13 protein-coding genes are annotated in these 18,374 nt (G+C 56.4%); 11 read left to right on the forward strand and 2 right to left on the reverse strand.

Annotation, left to right across the window (positions count from 1 at the left end; all coding sequences use genetic code 11):
• Nucleotides 1-126: 126 nt before the first annotated feature.
• A complete protein-coding gene (gene araC, locus Q5705_12905) occupies nucleotides 127-972 on the reverse strand; it encodes an arabinose operon transcriptional regulator AraC (GenBank protein ID WLI75498.1) in 846 nt (281 codons plus the stop codon).
• Nucleotides 973-1,308: 336 nt separating this feature from the next.
• Here araC and araB point away from each other — a divergent pair, with 336 nt between their 5' ends.
• The 6 genes from araB (at nucleotide 1,309) to rluA (ending at nucleotide 11,446) form a co-directional block, all read left to right on the forward strand.
• Nucleotides 1,309-3,000: a ribulokinase gene (gene araB, locus Q5705_12910; GenBank protein ID WLI75499.1), complete on the forward strand. Its 1,692-nt coding sequence runs from the start codon at nucleotides 1,309-1,311 to the stop codon at nucleotides 2,998-3,000.
• 10 nt (nucleotides 3,001-3,010) lie between these two features.
• Nucleotides 3,011-4,513: an L-arabinose isomerase gene (araA, locus tag Q5705_12915; protein WLI75500.1), complete on the forward strand. Its 1,503-nt coding sequence runs from the start codon at nucleotides 3,011-3,013 to the stop codon at nucleotides 4,511-4,513.
• Nucleotides 4,514-4,582: 69 nt separating this feature from the next.
• Nucleotides 4,583-5,278 (forward strand): L-ribulose-5-phosphate 4-epimerase, encoded by a 696-nt coding sequence (gene araD / locus Q5705_12920; protein ID WLI75501.1) that lies wholly within the window; start codon nucleotides 4,583-4,585, stop codon nucleotides 5,276-5,278.
• A gap of 73 nt (nucleotides 5,279-5,351) precedes the next feature.
• Nucleotides 5,352-7,709 carry a DNA polymerase II gene (polB, locus tag Q5705_12925; protein ID WLI75502.1) on the forward strand — a complete coding sequence of 786 codons (2,358 nt, stop codon included), beginning with the start codon at nucleotides 5,352-5,354 and terminating at the stop codon, nucleotides 7,707-7,709.
• A 155-nt stretch (nucleotides 7,710-7,864) separates the two neighbouring features.
• Entirely contained in the window at nucleotides 7,865-10,771 is a 2,907-nt protein-coding gene (gene rapA, locus Q5705_12930) for an RNA polymerase-associated protein RapA (GenBank protein ID WLI75503.1), read from the forward strand.
• Nucleotides 10,772-10,786: 15 nt separating this feature from the next.
• Nucleotides 10,787-11,446 carry a bifunctional tRNA pseudouridine(32) synthase/23S rRNA pseudouridine(746) synthase RluA gene (gene rluA, locus Q5705_12935; GenBank protein ID WLI75504.1) on the forward strand — a complete coding sequence of 220 codons (660 nt, stop codon included), beginning with the start codon at nucleotides 10,787-10,789 and terminating at the stop codon, nucleotides 11,444-11,446.
• 35 nt (nucleotides 11,447-11,481) lie between these two features.
• On the opposite strand, the gene djlA is transcribed toward rluA, so the two are convergent.
• Nucleotides 11,482-12,309, reverse strand: coding sequence for a co-chaperone DjlA (djlA, locus tag Q5705_12940; protein ID WLI75505.1), 828 nt, complete (start codon nucleotides 12,307-12,309; stop codon nucleotides 11,482-11,484).
• Between the two features lie 196 nt (nucleotides 12,310-12,505).
• On the opposite strand from djlA, the gene lptD reads away from it, so the two are divergent.
• From lptD to apaG, 5 genes are read left to right on the forward strand one after another with little or no spacing between them, the layout of a single operon-like run.
• Nucleotides 12,506-14,848, forward strand: coding sequence for an LPS assembly protein LptD (lptD, locus tag Q5705_12945; protein ID WLI75506.1), 2,343 nt, complete (start codon nucleotides 12,506-12,508; stop codon nucleotides 14,846-14,848).
• Between the two features lie 53 nt (nucleotides 14,849-14,901).
• The gene (gene surA, locus Q5705_12950) at nucleotides 14,902-16,188 is read left to right on the forward strand and encodes a peptidylprolyl isomerase SurA (protein WLI75507.1); all 1,287 of its coding nucleotides are present in this window, start codon (nucleotides 14,902-14,904) and stop codon (nucleotides 16,186-16,188) included.
• Nucleotides 16,188-17,174: a 4-hydroxythreonine-4-phosphate dehydrogenase PdxA gene (pdxA, locus tag Q5705_12955; GenBank protein ID WLI75508.1), complete on the forward strand. Its 987-nt coding sequence runs from the start codon at nucleotides 16,188-16,190 to the stop codon at nucleotides 17,172-17,174. The genes surA and pdxA overlap by 1 nt, the downstream gene beginning before the upstream one ends.
• A complete protein-coding gene (rsmA, locus tag Q5705_12960) occupies nucleotides 17,171-17,992 on the forward strand; it encodes a 16S rRNA (adenine(1518)-N(6)/adenine(1519)-N(6))-dimethyltransferase RsmA (protein WLI75509.1) in 822 nt (273 codons plus the stop codon). Before pdxA ends, rsmA begins: the two co-directional genes overlap by 4 nt.
• Nucleotides 17,993-17,995: 3 nt before the next feature.
• On the forward strand, nucleotides 17,996-18,373 hold the full coding sequence (gene apaG / locus Q5705_12965; GenBank protein WLI75510.1) for a Co2+/Mg2+ efflux protein ApaG: 378 nt from the start codon (nucleotides 17,996-17,998) through the stop codon (nucleotides 18,371-18,373).
• Nucleotide 18,374 lies beyond the last annotated feature (1 nt).

Raw genomic sequence — 18,374 nt, forward strand, 5'->3', positions numbered from 1 at the left:
AAGCGGTCCTGTTCAGCATGAAGGCTGGATTCTCCGGAGGTCGTCCGCGAGCGTCAAGCTTTCAATTATCTGAATCTTTACTACTTATGTCAGATTGCAGAACAGATTATTGCCATTCTTTACGCTTCATTCACATCCGGCACGGAATTCGCTCGGGCTGGCTCCGGTGCATTTTTTAAACACCCGCGAAAAGTAGAGTTGATCGTCAAAGCCGACATTGCGCCCGACGCTGGCAATCGGCATGCGCGTGGTGCTTAGCAACAGTTTTGCCTGGCTGATGCGCTGATCCTCACGCCAGCTCAGCACGCTCACGCCCAGTTGCTGGCGAAACAGGTGCGATAAGCGCGACGGCGACAGGCACACATGCTGCGCGACGCTGGCAATGTCGAAATGGTTATCCGCCAGATGGTCGCTGATGTACTGGCAGGCGTCGCGCACGCGGTTATCCAGCGGCGGATTGAGTGACTCATTAATCGCCTCCATGCGCCGCAGGAGCAGTTGTTCCAGCAGATTAATGGCAAGATGTTCGGCATAGCGCCCGCCGCTTTGGCCTGCATCGATAATTTGCGCGAACAGGTCGCGAAAACGCTGCATATGGGCATCATCAGGACGATAAAACCCGGTTTGCGCAAACAGCGTCGGCCAGTTTAACCATTCATGCCAGTAGGCGCGCGGGCGGAAATAGACCCACTGGTGATACCACGCCGAGGCGTCCGGGTGGCGGCCATAGTGGTGAATCTCCCCCGGCGGGAACAACAAAATATCGCCTGGACGGCAGATAAACTGTTTGCCCTGGTTTATCACTACCCCTTCACCGCGCACGGTCAGGTTGAGGATATAGCCCTTCATCCCCAGCGGCCGGTCGATAAAAAAGTCGAGATAGCTTTCAGATTCAATGGGTGTCAGCCCCGCCACCAGGTGCGCATTAAACGAGTACCCCGGCAGCAGTGGATCATTTTGTGATTCGGCCATAAACGCAATACTCCTGTCCCCGGTGAGGAAACCAATTGTCCATATTGTGAGTTCCGTCATTTCGCTGCCACTGGCGGGCAAGCCGCGTAAACACTGGCGTTACTTAATCCCGCCAGATAAAAGCGATTACGCCTTTTTAATGCCTTCAGACAGGGCGAAAACGGATAACGAAAGTGTCTATAAAGGTGGCAGAAATGTCCACATCGAATTTTTGCACGGCGTCACACTTTGCCATGGCATAGCAATTTCATCCATAAGATTAGCGGATCCTGCCTGACGGTTTTTGCCCCCGCTCACTATCGTTTTTCTAACGGTTATTCTTATGGAGCAACAAGCATGGCAATCACAATTGGCCTCGATTTCGGCAGCGATTCAGTACGTGCGCTGGCGGTAGACTGCACATCCGGGGCGGAGATCGCCACCAGCGTTGAGTGGTATCCGCGCTGGCAGGAGGGCCGTTATTGCGACGCGCCGCATAACCAGTTTCGTCACCATCCACGCGATTACATTGAATCGATGGAAGCGGCACTGAAAAATGTGCTGGCCGAATTAAGCGCGGCGCAACGCGCGGAAATTAAAGGCATTGGCGTCGACAGCACCGGCTCTACCCCGGCACCGATTGATGCCGAAGGTCGCGTGCTGGCGCTGCGCCCGGAGTTCGCCGACAACCCGAACGCCATGTTCGTGTTGTGGAAAGATCACACCGCCGTTGAAGAAGCGGAAACCATCACCCGTTTGTGCCACCAACCCGGAAAAACCGATTACTCGCGATATATCGGCGGGATTTATTCCAGCGAATGGTTCTGGGCGAAAATTTTACACGTCACCCGCGCCGACAGCGCCGTGGCGCAGGCCGCCGCGTCATGGATTGAATTGTGCGATTGGGTGCCCGCTCTGCTTTCCGGCACCACCAGCCCGCAAGCCATTCGCCGTGGGCGCTGTAGCGCCGGGCATAAATCCTTGTGGCATGAAAGCTGGGGCGGCCTGCCGCCTGCGCCGTTCTTTGACGAGCTCGATCCGATTATCAACAAACACTTAAGCTGGCCGCTGTTTACCGACACATACACCGCCGATATTCCGGTGGGTACGTTGACTGCCGAATGGGCGCAACGTCTTGGTTTGCCGGAATCGGTGGTGATTTCCGGCGGCGCATTCGACTGCCATATGGGCGCAGTCGGCGCGGGCGCACAGCCCAACACGCTGGTGAAAGTGATTGGTACTTCCACCTGCGACATTCTGATTGCCGATAAACAGAGCGTAGGCGAACGCGCGGTGAAAGGTATTTGCGGCCAGGTTGATGGCAGCGTGGTGCCGGATTTTATCGGCCTTGAAGCCGGGCAATCCGCCTTCGGCGATATCTACGCCTGGTTTGGCCGCATTCTCGGCTGGCCGCTGGAACAACTGGCGCAGCATCACCCGGAATTGAAAACGCAGATCAAAGCCAGCCAGAAACAGCTTCTTCCCGCGCTCACCGAGGCGTGGGTGAAAAATCCCTCACTCGATCATTTGCCCGTTGTGCTGGACTGGTTTAACGGCCGCCGCACACCGAATGCGAACCAGCGCCTGAAAGGGGTGATTACCGATCTCAATCTCGCCACCGATGCGCCTGCGCTGTTCGGCGGGCTGATTGCGGCGACCGCTTTTGGTGCCCGCGCCATTATGGAGTGTTTCACCGAACAGGGCATTGCAGTGGACAACGTGATGGCACTCGGCGGTATCGCGCGCAAAAACCTCGGCGTGATGCAGGCCTGCTGTGATGTGCTTAACCGCCCGTTACAGGTTGTCGCGTCCGAACAGTGCTGCGCGCTGGGCGCGGCGATTTTTGCCGCCGTCGCCGCTCAAGTGCATACCGATATTCCGGCCGCGCAGATGAAGATGGCCAGCGCCATTGAAAAAACGCTGCAACCCTCTTCCCAGGCACAACAGTTTGAACGGCTCTACCGTCGCTATCAGCAGTGGGCGACCAGCGCCGAGCAGCACTATCTCCCTTCAGCCGCGACAGTTTCGCAGGCCGCGTTAACCCATTAAGGACACGATCATGACTATTTTCGACAAGTATGAAATTTGGTTCGTCATTGGCAGCCAGCATCTGTATGGCCCTGAAGCGCTGAAACAGGTGACCCACCATGCCGAACAGGTGGTCAACGCCCTCAATGCAGAAGCGAAACTTCCCTGCAAACTGGTGCTGAAACCGCTGGGCACTTCGCCAGATGAAATCACCGCGATTTGCCGCGATGCCAACTACGACGATAAATGCGCCGGGATCGTGGTCTGGCTGCACACCTTTTCGCCGGCAAAAATGTGGATCAACGGCCTGGCTATTCTCAACAAGCCGCTGTTGCAGTTCCATACCCAGTTCAATGCTTCCCTGCCGTGGGACAGCATTGATATGGACTTTATGAACCTCAATCAAACCGCGCACGGCGGCCGCGAGTTTGGCTTTATCGGCGCACGCATGCGCCAGCAGCACAGCGTGGTAACTGGCCACTGGCAGGATCAACGTGCGCACAGCCGTATTGGCGCGTGGATGCGCCAGGCGGTGTCTAAGCAGGATACCCGCCATCTGAAAGTGGTGCGCTTTGGCGACAACATGCGTGAAGTGGCGGTGACCGACGGCGATAAAGTGGCGGCACAAATCAAATTCGGCTTCTCGGTGAACACCTGGGGCGTTGGCGATCTGGTGCAGGTGGTGAATGCGGTCAGCGACGGCGATGTCAACGCGCTGGTCGACGAATATGAAAGCAGCTATCGCCTGACCGCAGCCGCGCAGGTTCACGGCGAGAAACGCCAGAACGTTATTGATGCCGCGCGTATCGAACTGGGCATGAAACGCTTTTTAGAGGACGGCGGTTTCCAGGCTTTCACTACCACCTTTGAAGATTTACATGGTCTGAAACAACTGCCAGGTCTGGCAGTACAGCGCCTGATGCAGCAGGGCTACGGCTTTGCGGGCGAAGGCGACTGGAAGACCGCTGCGCTGCTGCGCATCATGAAAGTGATGTCCGGCGGGCTGAACGGCGGCACCTCCTTTATGGAGGATTACACCTACCACTTTGAGAACGGCAACGATCTGGTGCTCGGCTCCCACATGCTGGAAGTTTGCCCGTCGATCGCCCTTGATGAAAAACCGACGCTGGATGTGCAGTTCCTCGGCATCGGTGGCAAAGCCGATCCGGCGCGCCTGATCTTCTCCACCAAAACCGGCCCGGCCATTAACGCCAGCCTGATTGATCTTGGCGATCGTTTCCGCCTGCTGGTGAACTGTGTTGATGCGGTGAAAACCCCGCACGACCTGCCGAAACTGCCGGTGGCGAACGCGCTCTGGAAAGCGCAGCCGGATCTGCCGACCGCGTCCGAAGCGTGGATCCTCGCGGGTGGCGCGCACCATACGGTCTTCAGCCAGGCCCTGACGCTGGAGGATATGCGCCAGTTCAGCGAGCTGCACGATATTGAGCTGACGGTTATCGATAACGACACTCGCCTGCCCGCGTTTAAAGACACGCTGCGCTGGAACGAGGTGTATTACGGTTCGAAACGTTAAGACGTATCGGATGGCGGTTTTCGTAGGCCGGATACGCGTTAGCGCCATCCGGCATTACAGGAGATTCACATGCTCGACGATCTCAAACGGCAAGTGCTGGAAGCCAACCTGGCGCTGCCAAAACATAATCTGGTCACCCTGACGTGGGGCAACGTCAGCGCCGTTGACCGCACGCGCGGCGTACTGGTTATCAAACCCTCCGGCGTCGATTACAGCGTCATGACCGCCGACGATATGGTGGTGGTCAATCTCACCACCGGCGAAGTGGTTGAAGGGAATAAAAAACCGTCGTCGGATACCCCAACGCACCGCTTGTTGTATCAGGCATTCCCGACCATTGGCGGCATTGTGCATACCCACTCCCGCCACGCCACCATCTGGGCGCAGGCGGGGCAACCGATCCCGGCAACGGGCACCACACACGCTGACTACTTCTACGGTGAAATCCCCTGCACCCGCAAGATGACCGACGAGGAAATCAACGGTGAATATGAGTGGGAAACCGGCAACGTGATTGTCGAAACCTTCGACAGAAACGGCATCGATCCGGCGCAAATGCCCGGCGTACTGGTGCATTCCCATGGGCCGTTTGCCTGGGGGAAAAACGCCGATGACGCGGTGCATAACGCCATCGTGCTGGAAGAAGTGGCCTATATGGGCATCTTCTGCCGTCAGCTCGACCCGAAACTGCCCGCCATGCAACAAACGCTGCTGGATAAACACTATTTGCGTAAACACGGCGCGAAAGCCTACTACGGGCAATAACTGTATAAAACCACAGCACCCCACACGGAACCAGGCTATAATCTCGCCTGGTTTTGTTTAATGAGAGCACGCTGTGGCGCAGGCGCAAGAAGGCTTTATTTTAACCCGACACTGGCGGGATACCCCTGAAGGTACTGAGGTAGAGTTCTGGCTGGCGACGGATAACGGCCCGCTGCGCGTGGTTCTGCCGCCCCAGGAGTCGGTGGCGTTTATTCCTGCCAATCATGTGGAAAAAGCAAAACTGCTGTTGCGCAACGAGCACAACTGGCGCTTACCCCCCCTCTCTTTGCATGATTTTCACCGTCAGCCCGTGCATGGCCTTTATTGTCGCGCTCATCGCCAGTTAATGCGTTTTGAAAAGCTGCTGCGCGAAGGCGGCGTGACGGTGTATGAAGGCGATGTGCGCCCGCCAGAACGGTTTCTGATGGAGCGCTTTATTACCGCGCCCGTTTGGGTCGATGGCGAACCGCGCGGCGACGCGCTGGTCAATGCGCGCCTCAAACCCAGCCCTGACTATCGCCCGCCGCTGAAATGGGTGTCGCTGGATATCGAAACCACGCGTCATGGCGAGCTTTACTGTATTGGCCTTGAAGGCTGCGGCCAGCGCACGGTCTATATGCTGGGGCCAGAAAATGGCAACGCGCAGGATCTCGATTTCGATCTGGTGTATGTCGCCAGCCGCCCGCAATTGCTGGAAAAACTCAACGCCTGGTTTGCCGAGCACGATCCCGATGTGATCATCGGCTGGAACCTGGTGCAGTTCGATCTGCGCGTACTGCAAAAAAGCGCCGAACGTTACCGCGTGCCGCTGACGCTCGGGCGAAACGGCAGCGAACTGGAGTGGCGCGAGCACGGTTTTAAAAACGGCATATTCTTCGCCCAGGCCACCGGCAGGCTAATCATTGATGGCATCGAAGCGCTGAAATCGGCGTTCTGGAGCTTCTCCTCCTTTTCGCTGGAAGCGGTGTCGCAGGAGCTGCTGGGCGAAGGGAAAGCGATTGATAACCCGTGGGATCGGATGGATGAAATTAACCGCCGTTTCGCCGAAGATAAGCCCGCGCTTGCCACCTATAATCTGAAAGATTGCGAACTGGTGACGCGTATTTTCCACAAAACGGAAATTATGCCGTTTTTGCTGGAGCGTGCGACGGTCAACGGTTTGCCTGTTGACCGCCACGGCGGCTCGGTGGCCGCATTCAGCCATCTCTATTTTCCGCGTATGCACCGCGCCGGTTATGTCGCGCCGAATCTGGGCACTGTGCCGCCGCAGGCCAGCCCCGGCGGATATGTGATGGACTCCCGACCCGGCCTCTATGACTCTGTGCTGGTGCTGGATTACAAAAGCCTCTATCCGTCGATTATCCGCACCTTCCTTATCGATCCTGTGGGCCTGGTGGAAGGCATGGCGCAGCCCGATGCAGCGCACAGCACCGAAGGGTTTCTCGGCGCGTGGTTTTCACGCGAGAAACACTGCCTGCCGGAGATCGTCGGGCAAATCTGGCACGGGCGCGATGAAGCTAAACGCCAGGGGAATAAGCCGTTATCGCAGGCGCTGAAAATTATCATGAATGCCTTTTACGGCGTGCTGGGCACCAGCGCCTGTCGCTTCTTCGACCCCAGGCTGGCGTCGTCAATCACCATGCGCGGGCATGAGATCATGCTGCAAACCAAAGCGTTGATTGAAGCACAGGGCTACGACGTGATTTATGGCGATACGGACTCCACCTTTGTCTGGCTGAAACGCGCGCACAGTGAAGAGGAGGCAGCGCAGATAGGCCAGCGGCTGGTTGAGCAGGTTAACGGCTGGTGGGCCGCGCACCTGGAAAATCAGGGGCTGGAGAGCGCACTGGAGCTGGAGTTCGAAACCCATTTCTGCCGTTTTCTGATGCCGACCATTCGCGGCACCGATCAGGGCAGCAAAAAGCGCTACGCCGGGATGATCCAGGAAGGGGAAAGCCAGCGCATGGTGTTTAAAGGGCTGGAGACGGTGCGCACAGACTGGACGCCGCTGGCGCAGCAGTTCCAGCAGGCGCTCTATCTGCGGGTGTTTCGCAACGAGCCGTATCAGGATTATGTACGCGAAACCATCGCCAGCCTGATGGCGGGCGAGCTTGACGCGCAACTGGTTTATCGTAAGCGACTGCGTCGGCCGCTGGCGGAGTATGAGCGCAATGTGCCGCCGCATGTGCGTGCCGCGCGGCTTGCCGATGAAGAGAACCAGAAGCGCGGTCGCGCGCCGCAGTATCAGAATCGCGGCACCATCAAATATGTCTGGACCACCAGCGGGCCGGAACCGGTGGACTACCAGCGTTCACCGCTGGATTACGATCACTACCTGAGCAAACAGCTGCAACCGGTCGCCGATGGCATCCTGCCTTTCCTTGAGGACGACTTTGCTACACTCATTACAGGGCAACTGGGTTTGTTTTAAGGTTTTTAAGTTTCAACGCCACACGATTCAGTCTATACGAACGAAGTGGCATCCTTTACCATAGCGCCCTTCCTTTTTCTGGCCCCAATTTACCGCCCGCCTGCCTTCAGGCGGTGACAAACTATTGCCTGTAATTAGAGATATAGAGTTCATTTATGCCCTTTACACTTGGTCAACGCTGGATTAGCGATACGGAAAGCGAGCTCGGACTTGGAACCGTTGTCGCAATGGATGCGCGCACGGTCACTCTGCTTTTCCCCGCCACGGGTGAAAATCGCTTGTATGCCCGCAGCGACTCTCCGGTGACGCGCGTCATGTTCAACCCCGGTGATACGATAACCAGTCACGAAGGCTGGCAGTTAACCATCGAAGAGGTAAAAGAAGAAAACGGTCTGCTCGCCTACACCGGTACTCGTCTGGATACCGGGGAAAACAACGTCGTCCTGCGTGAAGTGCTGCTCGACAGCAAACTGGTGTTCAGTAAGCCGCAGGATCGCCTGTTCGCCGGGCAAATTGACCGAATGGACCGCTTCGCGCTGCGCTTTCGCGCACGTAAATACCAGAGCGAACAGTACCGCATGCCGTGGAGCGGCCTGCGCGGCCAGCGTACCAACCTGATCCCCCATCAATTGCATATCGCCCATGATGTTGGCCGTCGCCATGCGCCGCGCGTCCTGCTGGCCGATGAAGTGGGCTTAGGTAAAACCATCGAAGCCGGGATGATCCTGCATCAACAACTGCTCTCTGGCGCGGCTGAGCGTGTGCTGATCGTGGTGCCGGAAACCCTGCAACACCAGTGGCTGGTGGAGATGCTGCGCCGCTTTAACCTGCGTTTCGCCCTGTTTGACGATGAACGTTATGCCGAAGCCCAGCACGATGCCGACAACCCGTTCGAAACCGAGCAACTGGTGATTTGCTCCCTGGATTTCGTGCGCCGCAGCAAACAGCGCCTGGAGCATCTGTGCGATGCCGAATGGGATCTGCTGGTGGTCGACGAAGCGCACCATCTGGTGTGGAGCGAAAAAGAGGCAAGCCGCGAATATCTGGCCATTGAGCAACTGGCCGGGCGCGTACCGGGCATTCTGCTGCTGACCGCCACGCCGGAACAGCTGGGTATGGAGAGCCACTTTGCGCGTCTGCGCCTGCTCGATCCGAACCGCTTTCACGATTTCGCCCAGTTTGTTGAAGAGCAGAAAAACTATCGCCCGGTGGCAGATGCCGTTGCGCTGCTGCTGGCGGGCGAGCGCCTGAGCAATGACGACCTCAATATGCTGAGCGATCTGGTCGGCGAGCAGGATATCGAACCGCTGCTGCAAACCGCCAACAGCGATCGCGAAGGGGCAACTGCCGCACGCCAGGAGCTGGTCACCATGCTGATGGACCGCCACGGCACCAGCCGTGTGCTGTTTCGCAACACCCGTAACGGCGTGAAAGGTTTCCCGAAACGCGAACTGCACACGGTCAAACTGCCGCTGCCGACGCAATATCAAACGGCCATTAAAGTCTCCGGCATTATGGGCGCACGGAAAAGCGAGGAAGAGCGCGCCCGCGATATGCTCTACCCGGAGCAGATTTATCAGGAATTTGAAGGCGATAGCGGCACCTGGTGGAACTTCGATCCGCGCGTCGAGTGGCTAATGGGCTATCTCACCAGCCATCGTTCGCAGAAAGTGCTGGTGATCTGCGCCAAAGCCGCCACCGCGCTGCAACTGGAGCAAGTCCTGCGCGAGCGAGAAGGCATTCGCGCCGCGGTGTTCCATGAAGGCATGTCGATTATCGAACGCGACCGCGCGGCGGCCTGGTTTGGTGAAGAAGACAGCGGCGCCCAGGTGCTGCTGTGCTCGGAAATCGGCTCGGAAGGGCGTAACTTCCAGTTTGCCAGCCAGCTGGTGATGTTCGATCTGCCGTTCAACCCGGATCTGCTGGAGCAGCGCATCGGCCGTCTGGATCGTATTGGCCAGGCCCATGATATTCAGATCCATGTGCCTTATCTGGAAAAAACCGCGCAGTCCGTGCTGGTGCGCTGGTATCACGAAGGGCTGGACGCCTTCGAGCACACCTGCCCGACCGGGCGCGCGATTTATGACAGCGTGCACGGCGAGCTGATTACCTACCTGGCCGCGCCGGAAAACAGCGACGGTTTTGACGCGCTGATCAAAGCCTGCCGCGAGCAGCATGATGCGCTGAAAGCTCAACTGGAACAGGGGCGCGATCGCCTGCTGGAGCTTCACTCCAACGGCGGTGAAAAAGCGCAGGCGCTGGCAGACAGCATTGCCGAGCAGGACGACGACACCGGGCTTATCACCTTTGCCATGAACCTGTTCGATATTATCGGCATTAACCAGGACGATCGCGGTGAAAACATGATTGTGCTGACGCCGTCGGATCATATGCTGGTGCCGGATTTCCCCGGTCTGCCGGAAGATGGCTGCACCATCACCTTTGAGCGTGATGTGGCGCTGTCGCGTGAAGACGCGCAGTTTGTCACCTGGGAGCATCCGATCATTCGTAACGGTCTGGATCTTATTCTCTCTGGCGATACCGGCAGCAGCACCATTTCACTGCTGAAAAACAAAGCGTTACCGGTCGGCACGCTGCTGCTCGAACTTGTTTACGTGGTTGAAGCGCAGGCGCCGAAACAGTTGCAGCTTAGCCGCTTCCTGCCGCCAACGCCTGTCCGCCTGCTGGTGGATAAAAACGGTAATAACCTGGCCGGCCAGGTCGAGTTCGAAACCTTCAACCGCCAGTTGAGCGCGGTCAACCGCCACACCGGCAGTAAACTGGTGAACGCGGTGCAGCAAGAAGTGCATACCATTCTGCAAAAAGGCGAAGCGCAGGTGGAAGCCGCCGCACGGGAGCTGATTGACGCGGCGCGTAGCGAAGCCGATGAGAAGCTGTCGGCGGAACTGGCGCGTCTGGAAGCGCTGAAAGCGGTCAACCCGAACATTCGCGATGACGAACTGGCCGCCATTGAAAGCAACCGCCTGCACGTGTTGGAAAGCCTGGATCAGGCAGGCTGGCGACTGGACGCGCTGCGTCTGATTGTCGTGACGCACCAATAACCGGAGCACGCAAACGTGATGATGGAGCCCTACAATCCGCCGCAGGAACCCTGGCTGGTCATTCTGTATCAGGATGAACACATTATGGTGGTCAATAAACCCAGCGGTTTGTTGTCAGTGCCGGGACGCCTTGAAGAGCACAAAGACAGCGTGATGACGCGTATTCAGCGCGATTTTCCGCAGGCTGAATCCGTGCATCGCCTGGATATGGCGACCAGCGGTGTGATTGTGGTGGCACTCACCAAGCAGGCCGAGCGCGAATTAAAGCGGCAGTTTCGCGAGCGCGAGCCGAAAAAGCAGTATCTGGCGCGTGTCTGGGGTCACCCGGAAAACGAAGAAGGGCTGGTGGATTTACCGCTGATTTGCGACTGGCCGAATCGCCCGAAGCAGAAGGTGTGTTATGAAACCGGCAAGGCGGCGCAAACTGAATATCACGTGCTGGCGTTTGAAGAAGATGGCACCGCTCGCGTGCGGCTGAAGCCGATCACTGGCCGTTCACATCAGTTGCGGGTGCATATGCTGGCGCTGGGTCATCCGATTCTGGGGGATCGCTTTTACGCTCCGCCAGACGCGCTGGCGATGGCACCGCGTTTGCAGCTTCACGCCGAAACATTGACCATTACCCATCCGGTGTTCGGTAACAGCATGACGTTTAAAGCCCCGGTGGATTTTTGACCATGCTCCCCGGCCTTGCAGCCGGGGACGTTTTATTAGCGAAACCCCTTCTGCTCGCGGATCAGCTCGTACGCTTTTTGAATTTCCTGCGCTTTTTGCTTCGCCATCTCCATCATTTCCGGCGGTAACCCTTTTGCCACCAGTTTGTCCGGGTGATGCTCGCCCATCAACTTACGATAAGCGCGTTTGATGGTGGTGGTGTCGTCCGTTGGTTTCACGCCCAGCACGTTACAGGCATCTTCCAGCGTCGGGCCGCGTTGCGCCTGCTGCCAGCCACCATTATTGCCCGACTGCTGCTGTGACGAGTGATAACCGCCGCCAAATTGCGCCCCGCCCTGCATCATGCGCAGAAACTGATCAAACTGGTTGCGCGAAATCCCCAGCTCTTCGGCAATGACGTACAACACGTCCCGCTCGCTCGGGTGCAAGGAACCATCGGCGAAGGCGGCCTGGATTTGAATTTCCAGAAACATCCTAATCAAATCAAAGCGCCCGAAACAGACGCTACGGAACTGACGCATCTTGTCGCGCAACGGGTAGTTATCCGTTTTGCCGACGCGAAACGCGTGCTGTGCCGCAGTGCGCGACTCGCCGTGCAGGTTCATGCGATCCATAAACAAGCTTGCGACCTGAATGTCGGCTTCGGTCACGCGGCCTTTCGATTTGGTCAGATGGCCCATCACCTCAAAGGTGGTGGCGAAAAAGAGCGTCTGACGTTCGCGCTGGTTCGCGAACCACGCCATTTTACGGCTGCGTGATTTATCGAAAATATGCCCAATGATTAGCCCAAGCACGGCACCCCAGAAGCCACCGCCCATGAAAAGGGCGATGACCACCCCAACCACTTTCCCCCAATACTGCATATACTCCCCAAATCGTCATGCCGTCGGCTAAAATTTGCTTTATCATACCCGTCATTCTATGCCATGCACAGGCGCAGGCTTCTCCTTCTGGCTCGAACGCGGGCAGGATTAAAACTAGCGTTGCAAAGGCGAGTAAGTTAGTCTCAGACCGTTTGCCAGCGTAATGCCACAGATGACGGAACAACAAATACAACGTATGAAAAAACGTATCCCCACCCTCCTGGCCACCATGATTGGCTACGCCCTTTACAGTCAGCAGGGAATGGCAGCCGATCTTGCCTCGCAATGTATGCTTGGCGTACCCAGCTACAACCGCCCGCTGATTAAAGGCGATACCAATGATTTACCGGTGACAATTAACGCCGATCACGCCAAGGGCAATTATCCCGACGACGCCGTTTTTACCGGCAATGTGGATATTAATCAGGGTAATAGCCGCCTACAGGCCGATGAGGTTCAGCTTCATCAGCAGCAACCGGAAGGTCAGACAGCCCCCGTTCGCACGGTGGATGCACTCGGTAATGTGCACTATGACGATAACCAGGTCATCCTGAAAGGTCCGAAAGGTTGGTCGAATCTGAACACCAAAGACACCAATATTTGGGAAGGTGATTATCAGATGGTCGACCGTCAGGGGCGCGGTCAAGCCGATCTGATGAAACAGCGTGGGCAGAACCGCTATACCATTCTGGACAACGGGTCATTTACCTCCTGTCTCCCCGGCTCAAACACCTGGAGCGTGGTGGGGAGCGAAGTGATTCAGGATCGCGAAGAACAAGTCGCTGAAATCTGGAATGCCCGTTTTAAACTCGGCCCGGTGCCGGTGTTCTACAGCCCCTATTTGCAGTTGCCGATTGGTGACAAACGTCGTTCCGGCTTCCTGATCCCGAATGCCAAATACAGCACCAGTAACTATTTTGAATTCTATCTGCCGTACTACTGGAACATCGCACCGAATATGGATGCGACCATCACGCCGCACTACATTCATAAGCGCGGCAATATCCAGTGGCAGAACGAGTTCCGTTATCTGACCCACGCCGGCCAGGGCTTGATTGAGTTTGACTATTTGCCGTCAGATAAAGTCTATGCCGATGAATACCCGACAGAGGGCGATCGCCATCGCTGGCTCTTCTTCTGGCAGCACTCCGGGGTGATGGACAAAGTATGGCGCTTTAACGCCAACTACACCAAAGTCAGCGACCCGCGCTATTTCAACAACTTCTCATCGAAATACGGTTCAAGTACCGACGGTTACGCCACGCAGATTTTGAGCGCTGGCTATGCCGTCGAAAACTTTAACGCCACGGTGTCGACGAAACAGTTCCAGGTGTTTAACCGCCAGAGCAGCAACTCCTATTCTGCGCAGCCGCAGGTGGATGTTAACTGGTATCACAATGACTTGGGGCCGTTTGACTTCCGCGTTTATGGTCAGGCGGTGAATTTTGTGAACACCAACTCGAACAACCCGGAATCCACCCGTCTGCATCTGGAGCCGACCTTAAGCTTGCCGGTATCCAATGAGTGGAGCAGCCTGAATACCGAAGTGAAAATGCTGGCGACCCATTACCAGCAAACCAATCTCGATACCTATAACGAGCGAAACAACACGGACTACCGCTCCTCCGTTAACCGTGTGATGCCGCAGTTTAAAACCGACGGCAGGCTGGTTTTCGAGCGCGATATGAACTGGGCGGAAGGCTATACCCAGACGCTGGAACCGCGCGCGCAGTACCTTTACGTGCCGTATCGCGATCAGAGCCATATCAATAACTATGACTCGTCGCTGTTGCAGTCTGACTACAGCGGTCTGTTCCGCGATCGGACTTATGGCGGTCTTGACCGCATCGCATCTGCAAACCAGGTCACGACCGGCGTCACAACCCGCATTTATGATGACGCGTCGGTTGAACGTTTTAACGTTTCTGTTGGTCAAATCTACTATTTCACCGAGTCCCGTACCGGTGATGACAACATTAACTGGGAGAAAGACAACAAAACGGGCTCGCTGGTGTGGGCGGGCGATACGTACTGGCGCATCTCCGATCGTTGGGGCCTGCGCGGCGGGGTACAGTACGATACGCGTCTGAACAATATTGCTAACAGCAGTTCGGCGCTGGAATACCGCCGCGATCAAGACCGTATGGTGCAATTGAGCTATCGCTACGCCAGCCCGGAATACATCCAGGCGACGCTGCCGAACTTTGCGACTGCCGAGCAGTATAAGAAAGGCATTTCGCAGGTGGGCACTGCGGCAAGCTGGCCGATTAACGATCGCTGGTCGCTTGTGGGCGCGTACTATCTCGATACCAACACCAATAAACCTGCCGACCAGATGGTCGGTCTGCAATACAACTCCTGCTGTTATGCGATTCGCTTCGGCTATGAACGCAAACTTAACGGCTGGGAAGATTCACAAAGCAAGTATGAAAAAGTTATCGGTTTCAACATTGAGCTTCGTGGCCTGAGTTCCAACTACGGTTTAGGAACGCAAGAAATGTTGCGTTCGAACATTCTGCCGTACCGTAGCTCTCTGTGATCTGTTTGATTTGCAACGTAATCCGCATTGCGGTTAATTGAAATGGAAAAGGTATGAAGAACTGGAAAACGCTGCTTCTCGGTATCGCTATGGTTGCGAATACCAGTTTCGCCGCGCCTCAGGTTGTCGATAAAGTCGCCGCCGTGGTTAACAACGGTGTCGTGCTTGAAAGTGATGTTGATGGTTTGATGCAATCCGTGAAGGCTAACGCAGGCCAGGCAGGCCAGCAGTTACCTGATGACGCAACCCTGCGCCATCAGATCCTGGAGCGCCTGATCATGGATCAGATCATTTTGCAGATGGGCACGAAAATGGGCGTCAAAGTGACTGACGAACAGCTCGATGCCGCCATCGCGGATATTGCGAAACAGAACAATATGACGATGGATCAGATGCGCAGCCGCCTGGCCTACGACGGGATGAACTTCAACACCTACCGTAACCAGATCCGCAAAGAGATGATCATCTCCGAAGTGCGCAATAACGAAGTGCGCCGCCGCGTCACCGTGCTGCCGCAGGAAGTGGAATCGCTGGCGCAGCAGGTGGGCAATCAGAACGATGCCAGCACCGAGCTGAACCTGAGCCACATCCTGATCGCGCTGCCGGAAAACCCAACGTCCGATCAGGTCAACGAAGCAGAAGCCCAGGCGCGTTCCATTATCGAGCAAGCCCGTAACGGCGCTGATTTTGGCAAACTGGCTATCACCTACTCTGCCGATCAGCAGGCGCTGAAAGGCGGCCAGATGGGCTGGGGCCGTATCCAGGAACTGCCGAGCGTCTTTGCTCAGGCGCTGAGCACCGCGAAAAAAGGCGATGTGCTTGGCCCGATCCGCTCCGGTGTCGGTTTCCACATTCTGAAAGTGAACGATCTGCGCGGTCAGTCGCAGAGCATCTCCGTCACGGAAGTGCACGCTCGCCACATTTTGCTGAAACCGTCGCCGATCATGAATGATGACCAGGCGCGCACCAAGCTGGAACAAATTGCTGCCGACATTAAGAGTGGTAAAACCACGTTTGCAAACGCCGCGAAAGAGTTCTCTCAGGATCCAGGTTCTGCAAACCAGGGCGGCGATCTGGGCTGGGCGGCGGCGGATATTTACGATCCGGCATTCCGCGATGCGCTGATGAAGCTGAAACGCGGCGAGATGAGCGGCCCGGTTCACTCCTCCTTCGGCTGGCACCTGATTGAAATGCTCGATAGCCGTAACGTCGATAAAACCGATGCCGCACAGAAAGACCGCGCCTACCGTATGTTGATGAACCGCAAGTTCTCTGAAGAGGCGGCAACCTGGATGCAGGAACAACGCGCCAGTGCTTACGTCAAAATTCTGAGCAACTAATGAAAACGCATCGTGTCGTCATCACGCCCGGCGAACCCGCCGGGATTGGCCCGGATCTGGTGGTGCAGCTCGCCCAGCGCGGCTGGCCGGTAGAACTGGTAGTTTGCGCCGATGCGACGCTGTTAACCGACCGGGCAGCCCTGCTCGGTCTGCCACTTCAACTGCGGGAATATGATCCCCTCAGCGAAGCTACCGCGCAGCAGGCCGGAACGCTCACCGTATTGCCCATTTCACTTAATGCGCCGGTTACGCCGGGTCGATTAAACCCACAGAACGGCGCGTACGTCGTTAACACCCTTGCCCGCGCCTGCGATGGCTGCCTGAATGGCGAATTTGCCGCGCTTATCACCGGGCCGGTGCACAAGGGCGTAATTAACGATGCGGGCACGCCGTTTACCGGGCATACGGAGTTTTTCGAGGAGCGCTCGCACGCCGCCAAAGTGGTAATGATGCTGGCAACGGAAGAACTGCGCGTGGCGCTCGCCACCACGCACCTGCCGCTCAAAGCCGTTGCGAACGCCATCACGCCGGCGTTATTGCGTGAGGTGATTAGCATCCTGCACAGCGATTTACAGCAGAAATTTGGTATTCGCCAGCCGCATATCCTCGTTTGCGGTTTGAACCCGCATGCGGGCGAAGGCGGTCATATGGGAACGGAAGAGATCGATACGATCATTCCGGTGCTGGAAGAGATGCGCAAAAAAGGCATGCATTTAAGCGGTCCGCTACCTGCCGATACGCTGTTTCAGCCCAAATATCTCGATAACGCCGACGCCGTACTGGCGATGTACCACGATCAAGGCCTGCCCGTGCTAAAATACCAGGGCTTTGGCCGCGGAGTGAATATCACCCTCGGTTTACCTTTTATTCGCACTTCCGTCGACCACGGTACCGCACTTGAACTTGCGGGCCAGGGCACAGCGGATGTCGGCAGTTTTATTACGGCGCTTAATCTCGCCATCAAAATGATTGTTAATACTCAATGAATACTCGCGTCCATCAGGGCCACTTAGCCCGCAAACGCTTCGGGCAAAACTTTCTCCACGACCAGTTCGTGATCGACAGCATTGTTTCCGCTATCAACCCGCAAAAGGGTCAGGCCATGGTCGAAATCGGCCCAGGGCTTGGCGCATTGACCGAACCGGTTGGCGAACGTCTGGATAAGATGACGGTTATTGAGCTTGACCGCGATCTGGCGGCTCGCCTGCAAACACACCCGTTCCTCGCGCCAAAGCTGACCATTTATCAGCAAGATGCGATGACCATGAACTTTGGCGAGCTGTCACAGACCCTCGGTCAGCCGCTGCGCGTGTTCGGCAATTTGCCTTATAACATCTCCACGCCGTTGATGTTCCATCTGTTTAGCTATACTGATGCCATTGCCGACATGCACTTTATGTTGCAAAAAGAGGTGGTAAACCGCCTGGTTGCAGGACCAAACAGTAAGGCGTATGGTCGATTAAGCGTGATGGCCCAGTACTATTGCCAGATTATCCCGGTGCTGGAAGTGCCGCCAACCGCCTTCGCACCGCCGCCGAAAGTGGATTCCGCTGTGGTTCGTCTGGTGCCGCATGCGACCATGCCGTATCCGGTGAAAGAGATTCGCACGCTGAGCCGCATCACGACCGAAGCGTTCAACCAGCGTCGTAAGACTATCCGTAACAGTCTTGGTAATGTCTTTACCGTTGAGGTACTGACATCGTTGGGTATCGATCCGACGATGCGTGCAGAAAATATCTCTGTCGCGCAATATTGTCAGTTAGCGAATTACCTGACGGATAATGCGCCGCCAAAGGAGAGTTAACTCATGATCAATTCGCCCCGAGTCTCTGTGCAGGTACAAAGCATCTATATCGAGTCCCAGTCGCTTCCCGACAATGAACGCTATGTTTTTGCTTATACCATTACTATCCGGAATCTGGGGCGAACCTCCGTCCAGTTGCTCAAACGCTACTGGCTGATCACCAATGGAAATGGCCGCGAAACGGAAGTTCAGGGTGAAGGGGTGGTCGGTGAACAACCTCATATCGAACCCGGCGGCGAATATCAATATACCAGCGGGGCGGTGATTGAAACGCCGCTGGGCACCATGCAAGGCCACTACGACATGGTCGACGCGCAAGGCAACGCGTTTCGCATCGCCATCCCGGTCTTCCGACTCGCCGTTCCAATAGTGATCCATTAAT

It is taken from the genome of Kosakonia sp. H02, assembly GCA_030704225.1.
Lineage (GTDB): Bacteria > Pseudomonadota > Gammaproteobacteria > Enterobacterales > Enterobacteriaceae > Kosakonia.